The sequence below is a fragment of the Amycolatopsis granulosa genome (assembly GCF_011758745.1).
GTDB classification, from domain to species: domain Bacteria; phylum Actinomycetota; class Actinomycetes; order Mycobacteriales; family Pseudonocardiaceae; genus Amycolatopsis_E; species Amycolatopsis_E granulosa.
The window spans coordinates 3,167,067-3,184,404 of sequence record NZ_JAANOV010000001.1 but is presented as its reverse complement, the minus strand read 5'-3'; the positions used below and the strand labels follow the sequence as shown (position 1 = coordinate 3,184,404).

Sequence of the window (17,338 nt, the reverse complement as noted above, 5' to 3'; positions counted from 1 at the left end):
TTGCTGTCCGTGTTCGTCGTAGCTCTGCGTGATCGCTGCCTGTGTTCACTCGGTCACGCGGAACTCCGAGAACCAGATTGCGATGAACCGCAGCGGAAGAGAAGGCGAACCGCGGTCACAGCGGCGACCGGTGCGGGCGGACCGGTGAACGGTCGGCGGAGTTCACCCCGACCGATCAGGGGTGCCGCAACGACGTTTCCCACGGTTCAATGTGTGTGCCTACGCTGCGAATCGACGCCCGACAGGACGGTGAGGGGGCGCAATGAACGCCGGTGACAACACTGATGCCCGCCAGGGACATCCGATCGGTCCGGATGCCTGGGAGAAGCGGGAGATGCGGGAGGCCCTGGCCGCCCGGGACATCAGTGCCGTGTACCGGAACCTGCGCAAGGAGGGCATCTCCCAGCGCCAGATCGCCGCGCTCACCGGTCAGTCCCAGTCGGAGGTCTCGGAGATCCTCAAGGGCCGTCAGGTGATGGCCTACGACGTGCTCGCGCGGATCGCCGACGGCCTGGGCGTCCCCCGTGGATACATGGGCCTCGCCTACGACGAGGCCACCGAGATTCAGGTCGTCGGCGCCGCCGACGAGCAGCAGGCTGAGGAGGACGAGTCCGTGAAGCGGCGGAACTTCCTCGCGCACGCCGCCCAGGTCACGATGGGGGCGGCCATCCTGGGATCGTCGCCCAAGGCATGGGCGGCGAGCCCCGCGAGGACGCCGGCACCCGGCCACATCGGGATGACCGATGTGCGCCAGGTCGAGGCCGCGACGAGGGCGCTGCGTGCGCTCGACTACCAGTACGGCGGCGGGTTCTGCCGCGACGCCGTGGTGGCGCAGCTGTCCTGGGGACAGCAGATGCTCGACTCCTCGGCCGCCACGCCGGTCCGGTCGCGCCTGTTCGTGGCGCTGGCCGACCTGCACAGCCTGGCCGGCTGGACGTCGTTCGACAGTGGACTGGTCGACTCCGCGCGGGGGCACTTCGCCAACGCGCTCGAGCTGGCCAAACAGGGCAACAACGACCACCTGGTGGCGAACATCCTGTACCGGATGGGCCGGGTCTACCTGCACCAGGACGCGCCCAACGACGCGCTCAAGCTGTTCCAGCTGGGACAGATCGCGGCGCAGGAGTCCGGCTCCGAGCTGGCGATCTCCGTGCTGGCGGCGAACCAGGCGTGGGCCTACGCGATGATGGGCAACCAGGACCAGTCGCTGAAGCTGCTCGGCCTGGCCAAGGACGAGTTCGCCCGCGCGAACGTGGCCGAGGCCGAGGACTGGGTCCGGTTCTTCAACGAGACGGACGTGTACGCGATGATCGGCACCGTCCACACGGTACTGGCGCGCGGCGTCGACCGGAAGCACACGCAGTACGCGATCCCGGCGCTGACCAGGGCGATCGACGCGTACGGCGAGGACATGCAGCGCAGCAAGGTGTTCAACCAGGCCGCGCTGGCGACCAACCACCTCCTCGAGGGCGACATCGACCACGGCGCGCGGATCGGCCGCCTGGCGCTGGAGTCGGCGGAGGGCATCAAGTCGGCCCGCGTGAAGGACCGCATGGTCCCGATGAAGGAGGAGGCGGCCAAGCGCCGCAACAACCCCGACGCCCGCGACCTCGACGAGCGCATCAGCTCGTTCTTCGCGGCGTAGCGCCGGTGTCCGGATGGCTGGCGGCGTTCCCGTGCCGGAACGCGGGATAGGACGATGACCACCTTCGCGGGCGGCGAGCGGGACGGCCGGTTCACGAAGGACAAGCTGGCCGCCGCGCTGGCCGGGGCGTGTGCGCTGCTCGGTCTGGACCACCGTGGCGCGACGCTGCTGCGGTTCACCAACAACGCCGTCTACGAGCTGGCCGGTGCGCCGGTCGTGATGCGGATCGTCGGGTCGCGGGCGCTGCGGCACCGCGTCGCCAAGGTTGTCCGGGTCGCCCGGCACTTCGCGGCGCACGACGTGCCGGCCATCCGGTTGCTGCCCGGCGCGGACCAGCCGATCCACGTGGGCGAGCACGTCGTCACCGCCTGGGTCCGGGTGCCGCCGGACAAGCGCCGCGCGACCGCGGCCGACCTGGGCAGACTGCTGCGCCGGGTGCACGCCCTGCCCGCGCCCGAGGGCGTCGGCGAGTGGGCACCGCTGGCGGACGTGCGGGCCCGAGTGGCCGACGCCGAGGAGCTCGACCCGGACGACCGGCGGTTCCTGCTGCGGCGCTGCGCGGAGGTCGAGGCGGCCCTGGACGAGCTGGAGTTCCCGCTGCGGCGCAGCCTGATCCACGGCGACGCGCACCCGGGCAACGTCATCGTCGGCCCGGACGGGCCGGTGCTGTGCGACTTCGACTCCTCCTGCGTCGGCCCGCCGGAATGGGACCTGACGCCGCTGGCCGTGGGCCGGGAGCGGTTCGGGGATCCGGCGGGCCGGTACCGCATGCTGGCCGACGTCTACGGCTTCGACGTCGCCCGCTGGGAGGGGTTCGCCGTGCTCCGGGCCGCCCGCGAGCTCAAGCTGGTCACCAGCGTGCTGCCCATCCTGCGCAGCCACCCCCAGGTGCGCGGCGAACTCCGGCGGCGGCTGGGCGACCTGCGCGCGGGCCGCGCCGAGAGCGGCTGGGCCCGTTACCGGTAGTCCACATAGTGGGAAATGCGCGGGCACTTACCGACGCGTAGGGACCGTTCGTCGTCTGTGCCGAGAGGTGTGCCGCGGAGGGGAGTTCGGCCCTGCCGATCACCCCTGGCCGGCTCCGTCCTGCGGCCCGCGGTGCAACTTGCGGCTACGGACCGTCAACTGACCGGCGCTCGGGTGAGGACCACGGCGAACCCGAACGCGAGACCCATGACCGTCAGCTCGAGCGTGGCCCAGGTCGCCAGCGCGGTCCGCTCGTGCCGGGCGATGCGCGGCATCAGCTTCCACCGGACCACGCCACCGAGCGCCCCGATGCCGGCCGCGCACAACGCCTTGAGCAGGACCAGCCGGCCGTACGGCGTGGTGAGCAGCGCGGTGACCAGGTTCATCGTCGGGTTGAGCAGGATCTCCACGACCCCGTTGAACAGCCCGGTCACCACCGTCAGGGCCAGGCACACGGTGGCCAGCTTGGAGAACCGGGGCAGCGCGTGCGCGAGCAGCGTCCGGTTGGCGGCGAGCAGCACGACCATCGCGCCGAGGCCGCCGGTCCACGCCACCGCGGCCATGACGTGCAGCTCCATCGAGATCATCGTGTAGTCGTGGTAGTTCCAGTTCGCCGCGTGCCCGGTGACCGGCAGCGGCAGCAGGGCGAACAGTCCGAGCCCGACGCGCACCTCGGCCGGAACCTTCTCCCCGTGCCGCAGGGTCAGCACCCCCAGCCCGACCTGGACCAGCGCGAGCGCGGCGACGACGAGCAGCGCCTTGCCCGCACCGACCGCCACGACGTAGGCGCCGATGTCGGCGAAACTCACCGTCGCCACCTGCGGCCGGTACTCGGCGGTCTGCAGGACGAGCGTGACCAGCGCGGTCGTCGCCCAGACCAGCGACGCGGCCAGCGCGACCGGCCGGGCCCGCCGCAGGATCGGCTCGGTGAGCTTCGGCCGGTCGTACCCGACCAGGACGGACAGCAGGGCCAGGCCGATCGTCGTCACCGCGGCCAGGTCGAGCAGCACGCGGACGATCGGGATGGCGACCGAGACCACCTCGCTGACCTCCGCCACGCCCGGCACCGGTGCGGTGGCGGTCAGCGCGACGCCGATCAGCACACCGGCCAGCGCCGCGGCGACGACCGCGGCCATCGCCTGCAAGCGGACGCGCGAGGTGGTCTCGGACAGAGTCATGCCGCGACGCCTCCCCACTGTGCTCCTTGGGCCGTGGCCGGCCCTGCGATGCTCGTGTGTCGTTGTCGCGGGGTCATGCCGCGACGCCTCCCCACTGTGCTCCTTGGGCCGTGGCCGGCCCTGCGATGCTCATGTGTCGTTGTCGCGGTGTCACGCGTTGTCCCTGCCCATCCGCAACGCCAGCGTCAGCCCGATGGCCAGCAGGACCACCGCGCCGAGGATCCACACCCACACCGGCACGCCACCGCCGGAGGACGCGGCGGGCTGCGCCGCACCGGCCCCGGTCGCGGCGCTCGCCGACGCCGGGGTGCCGGTGCCGCCCTTGCTGAGGGTGAACGCGACATCACCGAGCACCGGGTGCCCGTCGGCGGACAGGATCCGGTAGCCGATGGTGTACCGCCCGGCCGGGCCGAGCGGCCGGACCGCGGCCGTGACGACGTTGCTGCTGATCTGCACCTCGCCCTCGGCCCACTGCGACCCGTCCGGGCCGACGACCGAGACCTGGTTGACGTCGCCGCCCTGCACCGGGCTGTCGAAGGTCAGGGTGACCTTCGACGGCCCGGTTTCGAGCACGGCGTCCTTGGCGGGGTCGGACGAGACGAGCACGTTGTGCGCCAGCGCCGGGGTGGCGGTGACGACCAGCGCGACCAGCGCCGTGGCGACCGTGACGAGCAGGCGGCGCATTACTTCGACGCCTTCCGCCCCCGCAGGACCGCGCCGGCGCCGACCCCGAGGCCGAGCGCGCCGACGACCAGCCCGGCGCCACCCAGCCACCGCGCCGTGTCGTCGGTTCCGGCCGACGCCTCGGTCGTGGCCGCAGTGGTCGTGGCGTTGGCTGTGGCGTGCCCGTGACCGTCTCCGGACGCGGCGGCCAGCTCCACGGACGGGGCGGGGTGCTCCGGCTCCGGCGCACCGTCGGCGGCCACCTGGTCCCAGCTCACGACCGCACCGTTGTCGTAGGTCTGGATCGCGGGCAGCACCAGTTCGCCGATCGCGGGCAGCGCACCGGCGGTGATGGCGAAGTCCTGGTACTGCGACTCACCCGGACCGATCTTCGTGCCGGGCTGGGCGGTGAAGACGATCTTCGTGACCGCCTCGGTGACGTCCAGGTTCTTGCCGTTCTTGATGGGTGCGGGCAGCGGGGTCTTGGTGACCTCCGCCGTCCACCCCGGGATCGGCTGGTAACGCACCGAGCTGATCGCGTACTCCGGCTTGAAGTCGACCTCCACCTTGACGGTGCCGGCGTTCTCCTCCTCGTTCGGCACGCGGATGGTGATCGCCCCGTACCCGCCCTGCTGCGGCTGCGAGCCGAGGACGTTGGCGGAGACGTGCGCGGACGCGACGCCCGCGCCGAGGACGCCGACGAGCCCGATGGTCCCGGTCAGGACGAGGCCGCGGCGGATGACAGCGTTGTTCATGATGTGGATGCTCCTGGAAAGAAGACGAGGTCAGCGGGTTACGCTGAGGTGAAAGAGGGGTCGCGCGCCGGGCACCGGCGGCCCTCGTCTCGCGTTCACGCGGCACAGCAGCACCAACATCTGCGCCGGTCCGGGCGCCGGAGCGGGCGCGCCGGGCGGCAGCGGCGGTGGGGGGAGCGGTCCGAAGAGGACCGGCAGGAGCAGGGACAACCGCTCGGCGACGACCCGCAGCAGCGCTTCGGCGTGCGCGAGCAGCAACCCGGTCACCAGGGTGGCCGCCGCGTGTGCGGCGAACATCGCGACCGGGAGCGAGCCCGGGTGCGGCATCAGCGAGTCGAGCACGACGTGCATCAGCAGCTGGGCCGAGCCGAGCACGGTGAGCACGCCGAGCGGTCCGCGGGTGCGCTCGGCGAGCGCGGCCCCGGTCCAGCCGACGAGCAGGACGAGCAGCAGGGTCAGCGCGGTGTCCGGCAGGCCGCCATGGGCGAGCGCGTGCGCGCTGACCGCCAGGCCGCCGGAAGTGACGGCGAGCAAGACTCCGCGCACGGTGCGTGACGCACCGTGCCGACGCGGTCGTTTGCTCACCGGTCCAGCGTAGGAGACCGGGGTGATCATGGCGACGGCGTCCCGTGTGGTGAACGCCGCGTTCCGGTCTGACCGGTGGAAATCGACGGTGATCCGCTCTCGGTGCTTGTGAGTTTCACGTTTTTCGGTAACGGTGTACTGGTTGCCGAGACGTAGCCCGAACGGGTGACGGAAATCGGGAGGAGGCGGCCGCACGGATGAACTGGTTCGACTACGTGGCCGACAGGTGGAGCAGGCTCGGGTTGCAGGCCTGGCTCCACGTGAGCGCCGTGGTGCAGTGCACCGTGATCGCCGCCGTCATCGGCGTGCTGATCGGCGTGGCGGTCTACCGCAGCCCCATCGGATCGGCCCTGGCCACCGCGCTGGCCAGCACTGTCCTCACGATTCCCTCGTTCGCGCTGATCGGGCTGCTGATCCCGATCGTCGGTCTCGGCGTCGCGCCCAGCGTGATCCCGCTCGTGCTCTACGCGCTGCTGCCGATCGTGCGGAACACGATCGTGGGGCTGAGCGGGGTCGATCCGGCGGTCACCGACGCGGCCAAGGGCATCGGGATGAGCCGGTTCGGCGTCCTGACCCGCGTCGAGCTGCGCCTGGCCTGGCCCGCGATCCTCGCCGGCATGCGGGTGGCGACCCAGATGCTGATGGGCATCGCCGTGATCGCCGCCTACGCCAAGGGCCCCGGGCTGGGGTCCGAGGTGTTCGCGGGCCTGACCAGGGCGGGCAGCACCAACTCCGTGAACCAGGCCCTCACCGGCACGATCGGCGTGGTCGTCCTCGCGCTGGTGCTCGACGGCATCTACGTCCTCATCGCCCGCTTCACCGTCCCGAGGGGTGTCCGTGTCTGAAACCATCGAATCTCCCATCGAATCGGAACCGGGTGCGGTCTCCGGCGTCGAGATCCAGCTGGAGCACGTCACCAAGCGCTACCCGGGCTCCCGGCAGCCGGCGGTCGACGACGTCACCCTGACCATCCCGGCCGGGAAGATCGTGATCCTGGTCGGGCCGTCCGGCTGCGGCAAGACCACCACGATGCGGATGATCAACCGGCTGATCGAACCCACCGCCGGACGGATCACCATTGGTGGTGAGGACGCGCTGAGCCTCAACCCGGACCGGCTGCGCCGCAAGGTCGGCTACGCGATCCAGCAGGCCGGGCTGTTCCCGCACTTCACGGTCGCGCAGAACGTCGCCGTCGTGCCGGGGCTGCTCGGCTGGGACAAGAAGAAGATCGCCGACCGCGTCGAGGAGATGCTCGACCTGGTCGGGCTCGATCCGGCGCAGTTCCACGACCGCTACCCGCGGCAGCTCTCCGGCGGTCAGCAGCAGCGCGTCGGGGTGGCCCGCGCGCTGGCCGCCGACCCGCCGGTGCTGCTGATGGACGAGCCGTTCGGCGCGGTCGACCCGATCACCCGCGGCAACCTGCAGGACGAGCTGTTGCGGCTCCAGTCGGAACTGGGCAAGACGATCGTGTTCGTCACGCACGACTTCGACGAGGCGGTGAAGCTCGGCGACAAGATCGCGGTGCTGGGCAACCAGTCGAAGATCCTGCAGTACGACACCCCGGACGCGATCCTGGCGAACCCGGCCGACGACACGGTCGCCGGGTTCGTCGGCGCGGGCGCCTCGCTCAAGCAGCTCACCCTGCTGCGGGTGCGCGACGTCGAGCTCAAGCAGGACACCCTGACCGCGTCGACCAGCGATTCGCCCGCCGACCTGCGGCGGAAGATGACCGAGCAGCGCCGCACCTACGCGCTGGTGCTCGACCACCGCCGCCGCCCGGTCCGCTGGGTGCACGTCCGCGACCTCACCGCCGCGTCGTCGCTGGAGCACGTGGGCAAGCCGATCGGCGATTTCGTGAGCCTGCAATCGACGCTGCAGGACGCGCTCGAGGCGATGCTGGTCGAGGGCGGTGCGGTGCCGGTCACCGGGTCGCGTGGCGAGTACGCCGGGATGATCGAGCTGGACACGGTCACGAGCACCATCCAGCGGCTGCGCGAGGAGCACGCCGACGACGGGAGCCCGGCGTGACCACGGCCGTCGACAAGGGGTTCACCACCGAATCCGGCTCCCGCCGCGCGGAACGGGCCCGGCTGCTGGTGCAGCCCGCGGTGGTCGCGGTGGTCGTCGCCGCGGTCGTGGCGTGGGCGCTGGCCAGGGACAACGACGCCATCGAGGCGGAGAACCTGAACGCTGCCCGGCTGCTGGAGGCGACCTGGCAGCACCTGCTGATCACCGTCGCGGTCGCGGCCATCGTGGTCGGGGTCGCGGTGCCGCTGGGCGCGGTGCTCACGCGCTCCTGGGCGCGGCCGGTGGCCCCGGTGTTCCTGACCATCGCGAACATCGGGCAGGCCGCACCGGCGCTCGGGGTGATCGTGCTGTTCTTCCTGTGGACCAGCTGGGAAGGGTTCTGGTGCGCGGTCCTGCCGATCGCGTTCTACTCGCTGCTGCCGGTGCTGCGGAACACGATCGTCGGCATCACCTCGGTGGACCCGGCGCTGATCGACGCCGGCCGCGGGATCGGGATGTCCGGCCGGGCGGTGCTGTTCCGGATCGAACTGCCGCTCGCGGTGCCGCTGATCCTGGCCGGCCTGCGGACCTCGCTGGTGCTCGCCGTCGGCACGGCGACGCTGGCGTTCTTCGTCAACGGCGGCGGGCTCGGCGAGCTGATCGACACCGGCTACAAGCTCAACCGCGTGCCGGTGCTGGTCACCGGCGCGATCCTGGCGGTCGGTCTCGCGCTGCTGATCGACTGGCTGGGCGCGGTGATGGAACGGGTCTTCGGTCCGAGGGGGCTGGCGTGAAGCACCGGTTGACGGCGATCCTGGGCGCCGTGCTGCTGACGACGTCGCTGACCGCGTGCGGCCTGGACGTCAACGCGGCCCTGCCCTACGACGTGAAACCCGGGTCGATCCGCCCGGTGCCGAGCCTGGACGGCGTGAACGTCGCGGTGGGGTCGAAGGACTTCACCGAGAACATCATCCTGGGCTACATGGCCGAGCTGGCGTTGTCCGCGGCCGGGGCGCACGTCACCGACCTGACCAACATCAGCGGGTCGAACTCGGCGCGGCAGGCGCTGATCAACGGTCAGATCGACGTCTCCTGGGAGTACACCGGCACGGCGTGGATCTCCTACCAGGGCAACACCGAGCCGATCCCGGACGAGAAGGCCCAGTTCGACGCGGCGAAGAAGGCCGACGAGGAGAAGTTCGGCATCACGTGGCTGGACTACTCGCCGGTGAACGACACCTACGCCTTCGCCACCACCGAGGCGTACGCCCGCCAGCACAACCTGCGGTCCACTTCGGACCTGACGGAGTTCCTGAAGCAGCATCCGGACCAGGCGGTCTTCTGCGTGGAGACGGAGTTCGCGAGCCGGCAGGACGGGTTCCCCGGCGTGCAGCGGACGTACGGGTTCCCGGCGACGAACGTCAAGACGTTCGGCACCGGGGCGATCTACGCCGCGGTCGCCACCGGCACCTGCAACTTCGGCGAGATCTTCACCACCGACGGCCGCATCGCGGGCCTGAACCTGCGGGTCCTGGCCGACGACAAGCGGTTCTTCCCGCAGTACAACGCGGCGGTGACGATGAAGGAGGAGTTCCTGGCCGCGCACCCCGCGGTGCGCGAGGTGCTCGAACCGGTGGCGAAGGCGCTGGACAACCAGCAGATGATCGAACTGTGCAAACAGGTCGACGTCGACGGCCGCGACCCGGGTGAGGTCGCCCGCGACTGGATGGTGTCGAAGGGGTTCGTCCGGTGACGGCTCAGACGCCGAGACGCTGGAGCACCTGACCCTCGATGCGCTCCAGCTCGGCGCTCACCGCGTGGTGGGCGGCCCTCCGGCGGGACGCCGGCATGCGTTCCGCCGCGCGGACCGCGGCCGTCAGCTGCTCGAGCGTCGCGTGCGCGTCCTTGGCGAACCGCACGTCGTCGTCGCTCGCGCGTTCGCTCCCGCGCAGCTCGGCCAGTGCCTCGGACGTGCCGGCGATGCGGGCGAGCAGGTGCGCGCCGCGGCCGGTGAACTCCGACAGCTGGTCGACCGGCACCCCGAGCCGTCGCGCCTGGTAGTGGTCGTAGGCGTCGCGGACCGCGCTCGCCGCCTTGACCGCGAGCGGGGCCAGCGCCGGCGCCACCGCGGGCACCACGATCTTCGCCACGGCGACCGCGTTCCGGGCCTTCTTCGGCGTGAGACCCGTCTCGGCCGGCGTCCTGGTCTTCTTGCGAGCCATGGGCTGAATGTAGCGGCAGCCACGAGCGCGGGCATGTCCGACACGTAATGCGGCCGTCACACTCGGCGCGGAACTGTCGGAGGGGCTCTCTAGAGTGGGTGTCATGGAACCTGAGGTGCTGCTCGAGGCCGGCGCGGTGAGCCGCTGCCGTCGTCGCGTGCACCTGGAGCATGACCCGGCGATGCGCGGGGTCGAGCTGGCGCCGCCCGACCCGTCGGCCGAGCAGCGCATCGCCGACGCGGCGGCCCACCGGCTGGAGATCCGCGACCGGTTGATCGCGGCGAGCCCGGGCGCCGGCTGGGTCGTCATCGACCGGGAGCTGCCGCCGCCGGAGCGCGCCGCGGCCACCCAGCAGGCGATGGCGCAGGGTGCCGATCACATCTGGGGTGCGCTGCTGCCGGCCGACCGGGCCGGGCACCGCCGCGGCGGGGCCGAACTGCTGGTCCGTGCCGCGGGCGGCTACCTGCCGGTGCTGGTGGTCCGGCACCGCATCACCGACCCGGGGGCGGGCGCGGTCACCACGCCGCCGCACGACCTCGACCCGCGGCACGCGATCCCGGACCCGTCGCGCAGGGTCCGCTCCCACCCGCGTGACCAGCTGCGGCTCGCCCACCTGCGCCGCATGCTGGAGGCCCATGGCATGGCGGCCGAGCGGGCCGTCGGTGGTGTCATCGGCCTGGACGCCGACGTGGTGGTGTGGCACGACCTCGACGCGGCCACCTGGCCGGGCGGCCGCACGGCACTGACGGAGTACGACGCGCGGTTCGCCGACCGGCTCGCGATCGCCGAGGCCGCGCGCGCCGGCGGTCCCGCGCTGGCCGAGCCGTCCCGGGTGCTGGAGTGCCGCACGTGCCCGTGGTGGCCGACGTGTGAGGCCGAGCTGACCGCGATGCGGGACGTGAGCCTGGTCGTCCGTGGCGAGGACGCGATGGAGCTGCGCCGCGCGGGTGTGTCCACGGTGGACAAGCTGGCCGCGCTCGACCCGGACGACGAGCCGCCGATCGTGTGGACCTCCGGCCCGTTCGCCGACGCGGTCGCGCTGGCCAGGGCGTGGCTGGCGGACCTGACGATGGTGCGCCGCGTCGCCCGGGTCGAGGTGGCCCGCGCGGACGTCGAGGTCGACATCGACATGGAGTCCTTCGGCGAGTCGGGTGCCTACCTGTGGGGCTGCCTGCTCAGCGGTGCGGACATCGGGATCGAGCAGGGCTACCGCGCGTTCGTGACCTGGCAGCCGCTGCCCACCGGCGACGAGGCCCGGTCGTTCGCGGAGTTCTGGTCCTGGCTGCGCGAGGTGCGAGCCCGCGCGGAGGCGGCGGGCCGGACGTTCCGGGCCTACTGCTACAACGCGATGGCCGAGAACAGGTGGTTGTTCGGCTCGGTCGAGCGCTTCGGCGATCATCCGGGCATCCCGTCGAAGCAGGAAATCCAGTCCTTTGTGGACTCCGACGAGTGGGTGGACCTGTTCCGCTCGGTGGCCGACCAGTTCCTGTGTGCCCGGGGCAAGGGCCTGAAGGTGGTCGCCCCGGTGGCCGGCTTCACCTGGCGCGACCCGGAGGCCGGTGGCGAGGCGTCGATGCGCTGGTACCGGCAGGCGGTCGGCATGGACGGCACCGAACCCGACCTGAGCCAGCGCGACCGTCTGCTGCGCTACAACGAGGACGACGTGCGGGCCACCCACGCGCTGCGCAACTGGATGACCACCACCGCGAACAGCATCCCGTTCATGGGCGACCTGTAGGCGCCACGCGCAGGTACCCGCTCAGGTGCGCGGCCGCGTCCAGCATCGCCACCCCCTGCGCGGTCAGCTTGGCCTGCCACGCCGCCAGCGCGCCGGACAGCGCCTCGGTTCCGCCTGCGGCCCGGACCTGCCGCACCACCGGGGCGATGTGCTCCAGCAGGTAACCGCCCCGGCGGAGCAGGTGCGCCAGCTCGGCGTCCCGGACGTCGGCGGCGTGGTAGCGGCGGTACCCGGTCGCCGGGTCCCGGGTGGGCGCGACGATTCCCGCCTCCTCCCACTTGCGCAGGGTCGCCGGCGTGACGCGGAGCCGGCGGGCGAGTTCGCCGATCGTCCGCGCCGGCCCTTCCGTCGTGGCCGGGGCCCCGGTCAGGTCACCGATGGCCCGGCGCACCGAATCCAGGGTTTCCCGGTCGCGCAACAGCTGTGCGTGCCCGCGGTCGACGAGCGTCAGTGCGTGGTCGAGCCTGCCCTCGTTGACCGCGATCATGATCTGCCCGGCCATCGCGTGCCCACCGGCCCGGACCAGCGCCAGGAACGCGCGCAGCGCCGCCGCGTGCACCTCGGTGTAGATCCGGTACCCGCTGGGGGTGCGGGCGGCGGCCGGGAGGAACCCGTCCCGTTCGTAGTTGCGGACCGCCTGGGCCGAGATGCCGTGCTCGCGCGCGAGGCCGGCGGGTTTGTAGGTGACCACCGGTTGGAGACTTTACCGCACGTGTTCACTGGAAAATCGGGAAAAGCTTCAACCGTTCTTTCAACGATACGATCGAAGCTCATGGACATTCGGGAAATCCTCACCCCGGCCGCCGACTTCCTGGCCCTCGGCGAGCCCACCCACCTTGAACCGGCGTTCGCCCGGATCCGCAACGACCTGTTCGCGCAGCTGGCCGATCTCGGGTTCGCCGCGATCGCCCTGGAGACCGATCGCGTCGCCGCGCTCACCGTGAACGACTACGTCCAGCACGGCGCGGGCAGCCTGGACGCGGTGATGCGGGACGGCTTCTCGCACCGGTTCGGCGAACTCGACAACAACCGGCGGCTGGTCGCCTGGATGCGCGAGTACAACGAGAACCGTCCGGCCGCGCAGCGCCTCGCCTTCCACGGCTTCGACGTGTCCACCGAGATGATGAACGCACCCAGCCCGCGCCCCTACCTCGAGCACGCCCGGGACTACCTCGGCCTGGACCACGACATCGCGGGCCTCACCGGCGACGACGAACGCTGGCACCGCACCGAGGCGGTGATGAACGCGGCCGAGTCACCCGGCGCCACGCCGGAGGCGGACCGGCTTCGCGTCATCGCCGACGACATGCTCGTGATCCTTTACGCGAGCGCACCGCTGCTGATCGCGGCGACCTCGCGCGCCGAGTGGCACCGGGCGAGGATCCACCTCACCGCCGGTCTCGGTCTCCTGCGTTACCACCGGCAGGCCGCCGAACCCGTCGACGACACCGCACGCTGGACCCGCCTGAGCGCGTTCCGCGACGCGATGATGGCCCAGAACCTGCTCGACATCCGCGACATCGAGCGCGGCCCGGTCCTGGTGTTCGCCCAGAACCGCCACCTGCAGCGCAACGAGAGCCACCTGCGCCTGGGGCCGATGGACGTGAACTGGTCCAGCGCGGGCGCCATCGTCTCGTCGCTGGCAGGCGAGCGGTACCGGCTGATCGTCGGCAGCCTGGGCCGCAGCAGGGCCATCGAGCTGGGCGAGCCGGCGCCGGAAACCTTCGAGGGCCTGCTGCAGCGGCGCATCGGCACCTGGGGTCTGGTGCCGGCGCGCGACCTCGCGCACGCGCAGACGCGGACCGACACCGACCCGATGCAGGGTTACTTCCCGCTGGACCAGGAGACCCTGGACGGCGCCGACGCGGTCCTGCACGTCAGCGCGGGCACCGACACCCAGGCCCTGACACTGCGTCGCTAGGGGTGTTTCGAAAGCGGCTGCCTAGCGGGGTGCCATGCGGAGGGAGCCGTCCATGCGGATGACCTCACCGTTGAGGTAGTCGTGCTCGATGATGTTCAGCGCGAGCTGGGCGTACTCGTCGGGACGGCCGAGGCGTTTCGGGAAGGGCACGCCGGCCGCGAGGCCCGCCCGGAACTCCTCCGACACGGTGGCCAGCATCGGGGTGTCGATGATGCCCGGCGCGATCGTCATGACCCGGATGCCGTGCGAGGCGAGGTCGCGCGCGGCCGGCAGCGTCATCCCGGCCACCCCGCCCTTCGAGGCGGAGTACGCCACCTGCCCGATCTGCCCGTCGAAGGCCGCGACCGACGCCGTGTTGATTATGACCCCGCGGGCGTCGTCCGCGAGGGGCTCCGTCCGCGCGATCGCCTCGGCGGCCAGGGTGACGACGTTGAAGGTGCCGATCAGGTTGATCTCGACGACCTTGCGGAACAGCCCCAGATCGTGCTTGCCCTTCTTGGACAGGATCCGGGCGGACGGTCCGATGCCGGCGCAGTTCACCACGACCCGCAGCGGCACCGCCGAGCCCGCCGCCTGCTCCACGGCCGCCGCGACCTGGTCACCGTCGGTCACATCGGCCTCGACGTAGGTGATGCCCTCGACCTTCTCCGCCTTCTCGATCCCGGCGGCGAGGTCGAGGGCGAACACGTGCGCCCCGCGTGCGGCCAGCGCCCGGGCGGTCGCCCCGCCGAGGCCCGACGCACCACCGGTGACGATCGCGGCAGTGTCCTTGATCTGCATGAATAGGTCCTTCCGTGGCGGCCACTCTGCTCTGCCCCCCGAGGTTAACGCTCGTTCGCCGCGGCACTCGCGTGGCCCTCCTCACCCGTCGCGCGCCGTATCCGGCGCGGACGACTCCTGTTAGGACTGCGGTCAACTCGGGCTGTCACCGTCGGCTCATGAGCGGAGCTCGCATCGTCGTGATCGGCACCGGATACGTCGGCCTGACCACCGGGGCCTGCCTCGCCGCCCTCGGACACCAGGTGACCTGCGTGGACGTGGACGACGTCAAGGTCGCCCGGCTCGCCGCCGGGCGCGTCGACATCCTCGAACCCGGCCTGGAGGAACTGGTCACCCGCGGTCTGGCCACCCGGCGGCTGCGGTTCGTCGTGGGCGCGCGCCCGGCCGTCGCCGGCGCGGACGCGGTCTACCTGTGCGTGCCGACCCCGATGGGCGCGGGTGGCGCCGCCGACCTGCGGGCCGTCGAAGCGGTCGTCGCCGAGATCGCCGACGTCCTGCCCGCCGGGTGCGCCGTGGTCACCAAGTCGACCGTCCCGGTCGGCACCGCCCAGCGCATCCGCACCCTGCTCGGCCGCGACGACGTCCCGGTGGTCGCCAACCCCGAGTTTCTGCGCGAGGGCAGCGCGGTCGCCGATTTCCTGCACCCGGACCGGATCGTCGTCGGCTCCGACGACGAGGCTGCCGCCCGCCGCGTCGCCGGCCTCTACCGCGACCTGTCCGCGCCGAACGTCGTCACCGACGCGGCGAGCGCCGAGCTGGTCAAGTACGCGGCCAACTGCTTCCTCGCGATGAAGCTGTCCTACGTCAACGCGATCGCCGAGCTGTGCGACCGGCTCGGCGCCGACATCGTGTCGGTCACCGAGGGCATGGGCCACGACCGCCGCATCGGCCGGTCGTTCCTCAAGCCCGGCCCCGGCTGGGGCGGCTCCTGCCTGCCCAAGGACACGCACGCGCTGGTGCAGGTCGCCGAATCGGTCGGGTTCGACTTCTCGCTGCTGACCGCGGCGATCGTGGAGAACATCGCGCAGCGCGACCGGATCGTCGCGAAGATCGCCGGCGCGGTGGGCGGCAGTCTCGTCGGCGCCCGGATCGGCGTGCTGGGCCTGGCGTTCAAGGCCGGCACCAACGACCTGCGCGACTCACCCGCCCTGTCGGTGTGCTCGATGCTCGCCGCGCACGGCGCCGAGGTCACCGCCTACGACCCCGCGGTGCGGGCGGCCCTGCCCGGCATGACCGTGGTCGACGACCCGTACCAGGTGGCCAAGGACGCCGACGCGATCGTCGTGCTCACCGAGTGGGCCGAGTTCACCGCGCTGGACTGGGGCTACCTGGCCGGCCTGATGCAGGGCGACGGGGTGGTGGACACGCGGAACCTGCTGGATCCGCGTGTGATCACCGACGCGGGACTGTCCTACGTGGGTCTCGGCCGCCCGCGCCCCGCCCGCGTCACCGTACGGCACTGAACGCCACTGACTCACGGCTGCCAGAGCCAGAACTCGATGCCCTGGTTGTCGACGCAGTCGGCGGTCAGGCCGTAGTGCTTCCGGTCCACTTCGGTCACCCGCCCACCGGCAGCGCGGACGCGCTCGGCCGCGGCGGGCACGTCGTCCACGGCGTACATCAGCTTCCAGCCGACCTGCCGTCCCGGGCCGCCCCACAGGCCGCCCTCCAGCCCCGGCCCGGCGAAACCCCACGCGCCCTCGACGCTGCCCGGGGTGAACCGCCAGCCGAGCACCGCGCCGTAGAACGCCTTCGCGGCCTCGTCGTCGGGGACCTGGAACGTGAAGTACACGGCCTCGCCGTGCCGGGCGGTGTCGGTACCGCTGGCCCGGACCGGCGCCTGGGCGACCAGCCACCGCTGGCCGAACGGGTCGCGGATCGCGCCGCTCCGGCCGTGGCCGCGGTCGTCGACCGGGTTGAGCACCTCCGCGCCGCGTTCCGCCGCGCGGCGCACCACGTCGTCCACATCGGACACCTCGATGCGGATCGTCGCGCCACCCGCGGCGGCCACGTGGCCGATCTCCGCGAACTCCTCGGCGAGCATCAGGACGCTGTCACCGATCGCGACCTCGGCGTGCCCGATCCGGCCGTCCGGCATGACGATCGGGTCGCCGCGGCGCTGCGCGCCGAACACCTCCACGTAGAAGTCCAGCGCCCGCCGCGCGTCCGGCACGGCGAGATACGGGGTCAGCGAGTGCGGTTCCGCCCGTGCGGGTGCTTCCGTTCCGGTCATCTCTCCTCCGTTCAACACAGCGCGACGCAGGCGTTCGCGCAGCTCGGCGGCGAACCTCGGGTCGGGGTCGGCCGGCTGGACGGGGGCGCGGAGGGCGTCGAGGGGATCAGTCATCACGCACCTCCTTCTCCCGGTAGGCGGCCCGGAACGCGGTGCGGGCCCGGACCAGCAGGGCTTCGGTCGCGTGCACCGTCCGGCCCAGTACGTGTGCGACCTCCGGCACCGGCAGTCCGTCCAGGTACCGGAGTGTCAGTGCAGCCCGGTGGTGCGCGCCCAGCGACTCCAGCACCTCGCGGGCGAGCAGGGCGTCCAGTTCGGCGTCCCACGGGTCCACCGACTCCGGTTCGGAGTCGCCCACCACGCGCAGCCCGCGTTCCTCGCGTTCCCGGCGCCGCCAGTGGTCGACCAGCTTGTGCCGCGCGACCCCGATGAGCCACGGGGTGCTCACCGGCGGGGCGCCCGCGCTCCGGCACGCGCGAACGGCGCCGAGGAACGTCTCCGAGGTGAGTTCCTCGGCCACGCCCCGGTCGCCGCAGCGCGCCAGCAGGTAGCCGTACACCTCCGGCAGCGCCGACTCGTACAGCTCGAGCAGCGCGAAAGCCGGGTCCGGTCGTACCCGCGGTTCGCTCACAACCCCATCGTCGT

18 protein-coding genes are annotated in these 17,338 nt (G+C 71.9%); 9 read left to right on the top strand and 9 right to left on the bottom strand.

Going from position 1 to position 17,338, the window contains the following annotated elements:
• The first annotated feature begins 262 nt into the window (after window positions 1-262).
• Both FHX45_RS15495 and FHX45_RS15490 read left to right on the top strand, forming a co-directional pair.
• Window positions 263-1,645, top strand: a complete 1,383-nt coding sequence (locus FHX45_RS15495; RefSeq protein ID WP_167101814.1) for a helix-turn-helix domain-containing protein — start codon at window positions 263-265, stop codon at window positions 1,643-1,645.
• Window positions 1,646-1,699: 54 nt separating this feature from the next.
• Window positions 1,700-2,611 (top strand): phosphotransferase enzyme family protein, encoded by a 912-nt coding sequence (locus FHX45_RS15490; RefSeq protein WP_167101811.1) that lies wholly within the window; start codon window positions 1,700-1,702, stop codon window positions 2,609-2,611.
• Between the two features lie 155 nt (window positions 2,612-2,766).
• Here FHX45_RS15490 and FHX45_RS15485 read toward each other — a convergent pair whose 3' ends face one another.
• The 4 genes from FHX45_RS15485 to FHX45_RS15470 all read right to left on the bottom strand — a co-directional run bounded on the left by FHX45_RS15485 (window position 2,767) and on the right by FHX45_RS15470 (window position 5,753).
• On the bottom strand, window positions 2,767-3,789 hold the full coding sequence (locus FHX45_RS15485; RefSeq protein WP_167101808.1) for a copper resistance D family protein: 1,023 nt from the start codon (window positions 3,787-3,789) through the stop codon (window positions 2,767-2,769).
• Between the two features lie 150 nt (window positions 3,790-3,939).
• Window positions 3,940-4,473 carry a copper resistance CopC family protein gene (locus FHX45_RS15480; protein WP_167101805.1) on the bottom strand — a complete coding sequence of 178 codons (534 nt, stop codon included), beginning with the start codon at window positions 4,471-4,473 and terminating at the stop codon, window positions 3,940-3,942.
• Window positions 4,473-5,207, bottom strand: a complete 735-nt coding sequence (locus FHX45_RS15475) for a YcnI family copper-binding membrane protein (RefSeq protein ID WP_167101802.1) — start codon at window positions 5,205-5,207, stop codon at window positions 4,473-4,475. Before FHX45_RS15475 ends, FHX45_RS15480 begins: the two co-directional genes overlap by 1 nt.
• A 30-nt stretch (window positions 5,208-5,237) precedes the next feature.
• Complete coding sequence (locus FHX45_RS15470; RefSeq protein ID WP_167101799.1) at window positions 5,238-5,753, bottom strand: hypothetical protein; 516 nt, start codon at window positions 5,751-5,753, stop codon at window positions 5,238-5,240.
• 236 nt (window positions 5,754-5,989) lie between these two features.
• On the opposite strand from FHX45_RS15470, the gene FHX45_RS15465 reads away from it, so the two are divergent.
• Genes FHX45_RS15465 through FHX45_RS15450 form a run of 4 tightly spaced genes read left to right on the top strand, consistent with a single transcriptional unit; the run spans window position 5,990 to window position 9,552 of the window.
• Window positions 5,990-6,637, top strand: a complete 648-nt coding sequence (locus tag FHX45_RS15465) for an ABC transporter permease (protein WP_167101796.1) — start codon at window positions 5,990-5,992, stop codon at window positions 6,635-6,637.
• Entirely contained in the window at window positions 6,630-7,820 is a 1,191-nt protein-coding gene (locus FHX45_RS15460; protein ID WP_341771478.1) for a betaine/proline/choline family ABC transporter ATP-binding protein, read from the top strand. Before FHX45_RS15465 ends, FHX45_RS15460 begins: the two co-directional genes overlap by 8 nt.
• Window positions 7,817-8,593, top strand: a complete 777-nt coding sequence (locus FHX45_RS15455) for an ABC transporter permease subunit (protein ID WP_167101793.1) — start codon at window positions 7,817-7,819, stop codon at window positions 8,591-8,593. Before FHX45_RS15460 ends, FHX45_RS15455 begins: the two co-directional genes overlap by 4 nt.
• Window positions 8,590-9,552 (top strand): glycine betaine ABC transporter substrate-binding protein, encoded by a 963-nt coding sequence (locus tag FHX45_RS15450; RefSeq protein WP_167101790.1) that lies wholly within the window; start codon window positions 8,590-8,592, stop codon window positions 9,550-9,552. Before FHX45_RS15455 ends, FHX45_RS15450 begins: the two co-directional genes overlap by 4 nt.
• Before the next feature lie 4 nt (window positions 9,553-9,556).
• On the opposite strand, the gene FHX45_RS15445 is transcribed toward FHX45_RS15450, so the two are convergent.
• Window positions 9,557-10,021, bottom strand: coding sequence for a DUF6474 family protein (locus FHX45_RS15445; protein WP_167101788.1), 465 nt, complete (start codon window positions 10,019-10,021; stop codon window positions 9,557-9,559).
• 103 nt (window positions 10,022-10,124) lie between these two features.
• Here FHX45_RS15445 and FHX45_RS15440 point away from each other — a divergent pair, with 103 nt between their 5' ends.
• A complete protein-coding gene (locus FHX45_RS15440) occupies window positions 10,125-11,759 on the top strand; it encodes a TM0106 family RecB-like putative nuclease (protein WP_167101785.1) in 1,635 nt (544 codons plus the stop codon).
• On the opposite strand, the gene FHX45_RS15435 is transcribed toward FHX45_RS15440, so the two are convergent.
• The gene (locus FHX45_RS15435; RefSeq protein ID WP_167101782.1) at window positions 11,743-12,450 is read right to left on the bottom strand and encodes a MerR family DNA-binding transcriptional regulator; all 708 of its coding nucleotides are present in this window, start codon (window positions 12,448-12,450) and stop codon (window positions 11,743-11,745) included. The two genes, FHX45_RS15440 and FHX45_RS15435, sit on opposite strands and share 17 nt — an antisense overlap.
• 81 nt (window positions 12,451-12,531) lie before the next feature.
• On the opposite strand from FHX45_RS15435, the gene FHX45_RS15430 reads away from it, so the two are divergent.
• The gene (locus tag FHX45_RS15430; RefSeq protein WP_167101779.1) at window positions 12,532-13,680 is read left to right on the top strand and encodes an erythromycin esterase family protein; all 1,149 of its coding nucleotides are present in this window, start codon (window positions 12,532-12,534) and stop codon (window positions 13,678-13,680) included.
• 21 nt (window positions 13,681-13,701) lie between these two features.
• On the opposite strand, the gene FHX45_RS15425 is transcribed toward FHX45_RS15430, so the two are convergent.
• Window positions 13,702-14,460, bottom strand: coding sequence for an SDR family NAD(P)-dependent oxidoreductase (locus tag FHX45_RS15425; RefSeq protein WP_167101776.1), 759 nt, complete (start codon window positions 14,458-14,460; stop codon window positions 13,702-13,704).
• A 158-nt stretch (window positions 14,461-14,618) separates the two neighbouring features.
• On the opposite strand from FHX45_RS15425, the gene FHX45_RS15420 reads away from it, so the two are divergent.
• Window positions 14,619-15,923: a UDP-glucose dehydrogenase family protein gene (locus FHX45_RS15420; RefSeq protein WP_167101773.1), complete on the top strand. Its 1,305-nt coding sequence runs from the start codon at window positions 14,619-14,621 to the stop codon at window positions 15,921-15,923.
• Between the two features lie 11 nt (window positions 15,924-15,934).
• Here FHX45_RS15420 and FHX45_RS15415 read toward each other — a convergent pair whose 3' ends face one another.
• Both FHX45_RS15415 and FHX45_RS15410 read right to left on the bottom strand, forming a co-directional pair.
• Window positions 15,935-16,807 carry a VOC family protein gene (locus FHX45_RS15415; RefSeq protein ID WP_167101771.1) on the bottom strand — a complete coding sequence of 291 codons (873 nt, stop codon included), beginning with the start codon at window positions 16,805-16,807 and terminating at the stop codon, window positions 15,935-15,937.
• Window positions 16,800-17,324: a sigma-70 family RNA polymerase sigma factor gene (locus tag FHX45_RS15410; RefSeq protein ID WP_167101768.1), complete on the bottom strand. Its 525-nt coding sequence runs from the start codon at window positions 17,322-17,324 to the stop codon at window positions 16,800-16,802. The genes FHX45_RS15415 and FHX45_RS15410 overlap by 8 nt, the downstream gene beginning before the upstream one ends.
• Between the last annotated feature and the right edge of the window lie 14 nt (window positions 17,325-17,338).